4 protein-coding genes are annotated in these 5138 nt (G+C 59.1%); 3 read left to right on the forward strand and 1 reads right to left on the reverse strand.

Annotated elements, in window-relative coordinates:
- On the reverse strand, positions 1–1022 hold a 1022-nt coding region (locus ACH2EH_RS08640; RefSeq protein ID WP_395140804.1), incomplete at its 3' end, for a CTP synthase.
- A gap of 102 nt (positions 1023–1124) precedes the next feature.
- Between ACH2EH_RS08640 and ACH2EH_RS08645 the strand changes: the two genes are divergently transcribed.
- From ACH2EH_RS08645 to ACH2EH_RS08655, 3 genes are read left to right on the forward strand one after another with little or no spacing between them, the layout of a single operon-like run.
- Complete coding sequence (locus ACH2EH_RS08645) at positions 1125–2183, forward strand: aldose epimerase family protein (RefSeq protein WP_395140798.1); 1059 nt, start codon at positions 1125–1127, stop codon at positions 2181–2183.
- 4 nt (positions 2184–2187) lie between these two features.
- Positions 2188–2637 carry a CBS domain-containing protein gene (locus tag ACH2EH_RS08650; protein ID WP_395140800.1) on the forward strand — a complete coding sequence of 150 codons (450 nt, stop codon included), beginning with the start codon at positions 2188–2190 and terminating at the stop codon, positions 2635–2637.
- Positions 2634–5012 carry an aldehyde dehydrogenase family protein gene (locus tag ACH2EH_RS08655; RefSeq protein ID WP_395140802.1) on the forward strand — a complete coding sequence of 793 codons (2379 nt, stop codon included), beginning with the start codon at positions 2634–2636 and terminating at the stop codon, positions 5010–5012. The genes ACH2EH_RS08650 and ACH2EH_RS08655 overlap by 4 nt, the downstream gene beginning before the upstream one ends.
- The last annotated feature ends 126 nt before the right edge of the window (positions 5013–5138 follow it).

Raw genomic sequence — 5138 nt, forward strand, 5'->3', positions numbered from 1 at the left:
TCGGAGTCTACCCAGTCCAGCTCAACATGACAGTTGTGGGCGATTCCCGCGTGCTTCAGGCTCTCCGCGATGGAGATATAGGCATCCCCATTCTGGACATACTTTCCGACGACCGCTACTTTGACGGTGTGTTCCGGGTGAAGAACACGCTGAACGATAGTCTTCCACTCATCAAGATTAGCTTCGGTTTGGGGGAGGCCCAGACGGCGGGTGACGAGGCTGGCAAAGCCCTCTTCCTCATAGATAACTGGAATCTCGTAGATCGTCTCAACATCCCGCGCGGAGATAACGGCCTCGGCATCCACGTCGCAAAAGAGCGCGATCTTCTCGCGGTGCTCTGCGGAGAGGCCCTCTTTAACGCGGCATACCAGAACATCGGGCGCGATTCCGACCTCGCGCAGACGGACGACGGAGTGCTGCGTTGGCTTGGTCTTGATCTCATTCCAGGGACCGACACTGGGAATCAGTGTGACATGCACAAAGAGGACATTACCGGGCCCCGCATCGCGCTTCATCTGGCGGATCGCTTCCAGAAAGGGCAGCCCCTCGATATCTCCCACCGTGCCGCCGACCTCCGCCAGAACCACATCCGCGCCCGTGGATTTTCCCAGAGCGACAATGCGCTCCTTGATCTCGTTGGTGATGTGAGGAATCACCTGGACGGTTCCGCCCAGATAGTCGCCGCGCCGCTCCTTAGCAATCACGGCTCCGTAAACAACGCCCGTTGTCACGCTGGCAGAGCGGCTCAGGCTGATGTCCACAAACCGCTCGTAGTGCCCCAGATCCAGATCCGTCTCCGCGCCATCGTCGGTGACAAAGACCTCGCCGTGCTGAAAGGGGTTCATCGTGCCTGCATCCACGTTAATGTAGGGATCAAGCTTCATCAGCGTGACCTGAAAGCCCCGGTTTCTTAGCAAACGTCCCAGCGCGGCGGAGGTGATCCCCTTGCCGATAGAGCTGACGACGCCGCCCGTGACAAAGATATACTTGGTGGTTTTTTGGGGGGTAAGTTCGGTGAACATGGCAATAAAAATACGGGCCGCATGGGTGCGGCCCGTGCCACAGTATACCATGACTGGTACAATGGCGTTGAACTCGTTTGTGAGGAAGGAATGGAAGAAGACATGGCAGGCGTTACGAAATCGTCGTTTGGCAAGCTCAAGAGTGGAGCTGCAGTAGATATCTACACTCTGACCAACAAGAATGGTCTTGTTGCAAAGATCATGACCTACGGCGCGACTCTGACCGAGCTCCACACGCCGGACAAAGACGGCAAGATGGCCGACATCTGTCTGGGTTTTGACAGTGTTGCGAAGTACGAGAAGGGGCACCCGTACATGGGGTCCACGGTCGGGCGGTACTGTAACCGCATCGGCAAGGGGCGCTTCACCCTGGGGGGCAAGACCTACAAGCTCGCGACGAACAACCCGCCCAACCACTTGCACGGTGGTGGCCCGAAGGCGTGGGATAAAGTAATCTGGAAGGCTCAGATTGTCGCACGGCCCAATGGCCCGGCGGTGCAGTTTACCTACTTCAGCAAAGACGGCGAAGAAGGCTACCCCGGCAACGTGAACGCATCGGTGATCTACACACTTACCGAAGCCAATACCCTCAAGATGGAGTACGCCGCGACAACCGATAAGCCGTGCCCGATTAACTTAACGAACCATGCCTATTTCAACCTTAAAGGCAAGGGGACGATTCTGGATCACGAGCTCTATATCGCAGCAAAGAGCTACACGGAAGGCGATGAGGATCTCCTGCCCACGGGCAAGATCTTGCCCGTGGTTGACACTCCCTATGACTTCTTCGCTCAGCCTGCCATCGTCGGTGACCGACTACTAGCAGCGGGCGGAAAAGAGCCCAATATCGGCTATGACCTGAACTATGTTCTCCTGCCAGGAGCCAAGGGCTACGCAACTGTCGCACGTCTCTCCGAAGCTACCACAGGCCGCCTCCTAGAGATCCGAACCGACCAGCCCGGCTTACAGTTCTACACAGGGAACTTCCTGGATGGCACACTCACGGGTAAGGGCGGCTGGAAGTATGTTCAGTACTCCGGTATCTGTCTGGAGACGCAGCACTTCCCGGACTCTCCAAACCATAAGAACTTTCCCAGCACGATCCTGATGCCCGGTCAGACCTATCGCACCAAAACCGAGTACGCCCTCCTGGTGAAGTAACCCTATGCAAACTATTGCTGGGATCATGACCCGCGATGTCGTGACAATATCGGAAGACGCAACGCTGCGTGAGGCAGCGGCGTTGCTCTCGGAGAAGCAGATCAGTGGAGCACCTGTGGTAGATGCTCAGGGCAACCTGGTGGGCATTCTTTCGGAGTCGGACTTGCTGAACGAGGCGCGCAAACGAGCGGCGCTTCCCCGAACGGCGGCCTTTGGGTTCTTTGTGGCCTCCGAGGAGATCCTTCAGCGCCTCTACCACGACGGTGCGGATCTCTGTGTACGCTCCGTGATGTCCACCAACCTCCAGACAGCCACCGAGGAAACCACGGTTGTCGAAGCGACACGCACCCTGATCAGCAGGAAGATCAATCGTCTGCCCATCGTTGATTCCACGGGCAAGCTGGTGGGCATCGTGACGCGTGAGGATCTCCTCAAAGCCGTATTTTCTCTATGAGCATCGTGGAGATTTTTCAGACCATGGACTACGGCCCTGCGCCTGAGAGTGCGGCCCCGGCGCAGGAGTGGCTTGCAACGCACGCCGAGGGATTCGGGCACTTTATCGGCGGTGCGTGGACGGTATCTGGCTCGCATTTTCCCAGTATGAATCCGGCAAATGGCAAAGTATTGGCTCTGATTGGTCAAGGCACCGACACCGATATCGCGGCGGCTGTCACGGCGGCAAGCGCGGCACTCGCTGGCTGGAAAGCACTTGGAGGGGCACAGCGGGCACGCTTTCTCTACGCGCTGGCGCGGCAGGTGCAGAAGCACGCCCGGCTCTTTGCGGTGCTGGAGACGCTTGATAACGGCAAGCCGATCCGTGAGACTCGTGACATTGATATTCCGCTAGTCATTCGGCATTTTTACCACCATGCGGGCTGGGCGACCCTGCTTGAGACGGAGTACCCCGGCTACGAGGCGGTGGGGGTCTGCGGCCAGATCATTCCGTGGAATTTCCCGTTGCTCATGCTTTCCTGGAAGATCGCACCTGCACTGGCGGCGGGCTGCACCGTAGTGCTGAAACCCGCTGAGTTTACCTCGCTCACTGCGCTCCTCTTTGCGCAGATTTGCCAGGAGATCGGGCTGCCACCAGGCGTCGTGAATATCGTCACCGGCGATGGTGCCACGGGCGCTGCGCTGGTTGCTCATCCTGATGTGAACAAGATCGCTTTCACGGGCTCCACGGAAGTCGGGCGACAAATTCGAAAGGCGACCGCGGGAACGGGCAAGAAATTGACCCTGGAGCTGGGGGGTAAGTCCCCGTTTATTGTCTTTGAGGATGCCGACCTAGACGCTGCTGTTGAGGGCGTCGTGGATGCGATCTGGTTCAACCAGGGGCAGGTCTGCTGCGCGGGAAGCCGACTCTTAGTACAGGAAAGTATCGAAAAGCGCTTTCTAGGCAAGCTCAGGCGGCGCATGGAGACGCTGCGTGTCGGTGATCCGCTGGATAAAGTGACCGATATTGGGGCGATTATCGCGCCCCTGCAGCTTGCACGCATTGACGAGCTAGTGAAAGCAGGCGTGGCAGAGGGGGCGAGACTTTTCCAGCCCAGCACTCCGTGCCCGAAAGACGGCTGTTTCTACCCGCCCACACTCCTCACGGGTGTCTCCCCCGCGTCGCGGGTTGTGCAGGAGGAGATCTTCGGCCCGGTGCTCGTGGCCCTGTCGTTCCGCACGCCCGCCGAGGCCGTCGCCCTAGCGAACAACACTCCCTACGGCCTGGCGGCGTCTCTCTGGTCGGAGAGTATCAACCAGTGCCTGGAAACCGCTCCCAAGCTCAAGGCGGGCACAGTCTGGATCAACGGGACGAATCTCTTTGACGCCGCCGCCGGGTTTGGAGGCTACCGCGAGTCGGGCTTCGGGCGCGAGGGCGGCAAAGAGGGGCTCTGGGAGTATTTGGTTGCCCTCACCCCCAACTCTGTGGCCCTCACTCCCAGCCCCTCTCCCCATAACAAGCCCGCTGCGCGGGTGGGAGAGGGGAGTCAAGGAGAGGGTAGTCAGAGGCGAAATCTCGATCAAACGGCGAAGCTTTATATTGGCGGTAAGCAGGCGCGGCCCGACTCGGGCTATAGCCGCGAAGTCCACAGTTCGCAGGGCGAGATGCTTGGTCTTGTGGGCGAGGGTAACCGCAAAGACCTCCGTAATGCAGTGGAGGCAGCGCGGGCGGCTTCGTCTGGCTGGGGGGGGGCGAGCGGCCACAACCGGGCCCAGATTCTGTACTATCTCGCGGAGAGCTTAAGCTACCGGACGGCGGAGTTTGCGACACGTATCGCATTGCAGACGGGGCACGACGGTGTCTCTGAAGTGGAGGAGGCCATTGCGCAGCTCTTCTTCTGGGCCGCATGGGCAGATAAAAACGAGGGAACGGTTCACCGAACCGTGCAAAAGAGTGTCGTATTGGCAATGCCGGAGCCGCTCGGGGTGCTGGGAATCGCTTGCCCGACGGAGCCGCCGCTTCTTGGACTGATTCGATTTATTGCTCCGGCAATCGCGCTGGGCAATACCGTGATCGTGGTTCCCTCGGAGGCGCATCCTCTCTCCGCCACGGATTTCTATCAAGTCCTCGAAACCAGCGATGTCCCGGGAGGCGTGGTCAATCTTGTCACGGGCGAGCGCGACACCTTGATGAAGACCCTGGCAGAGCACGATGATGTGGACGGAGTCTGGTATGTCGGGGAGAATGCAGCGCTGGTTGAGACGGCGTCGGTGGGAAATCTTAAGCGAACCTGGTGCCTCAAGCCTGGTACACAGCCGCGCCACGATGTTTTTCTACGGGCTGCGACCCAGGTAAAGAATATCTGGATTCCCTACGCCGACGAGCTCCCCTGGTAGTTGGCGTAGGGTGTATCATAGGTGACCGCTCAGGCGGCCAGGTTGAAGAACGGCAGGGGGCTGGTAGAGGGCGCTGCCTCAGGGCTCTCTTCGCTTAAAAAACTCAGGAGCTGGTTGAGCTCGGCA

It is taken from the genome of Armatimonas sp. (assembly GCF_043760365.1).
In the GTDB taxonomy this organism is placed as follows: Bacteria; Armatimonadota; Armatimonadia; order Armatimonadales; family Armatimonadaceae; genus Armatimonas.

What these genes read in the sequence shown, in the direction of transcription:
- ACH2EH_RS08650 (WP_395140800.1), top strand. Translation starts at nt 2,188, where the DNA reads ATGCAAACTATTGCTGGGATCATGACCCGCGATGTCGTGACAATATCG.
- ACH2EH_RS08645 (WP_395140798.1), top strand. Translation starts at nt 1,125, where the DNA reads ATGGCAGGCGTTACGAAATCGTCGTTTGGCAAGCTCAAGAGTGGAGCT.
- ACH2EH_RS08655 (WP_395140802.1), top strand. Translation starts at nt 2,634, where the DNA reads ATGAGCATCGTGGAGATTTTTCAGACCATGGACTACGGCCCTGCGCCT.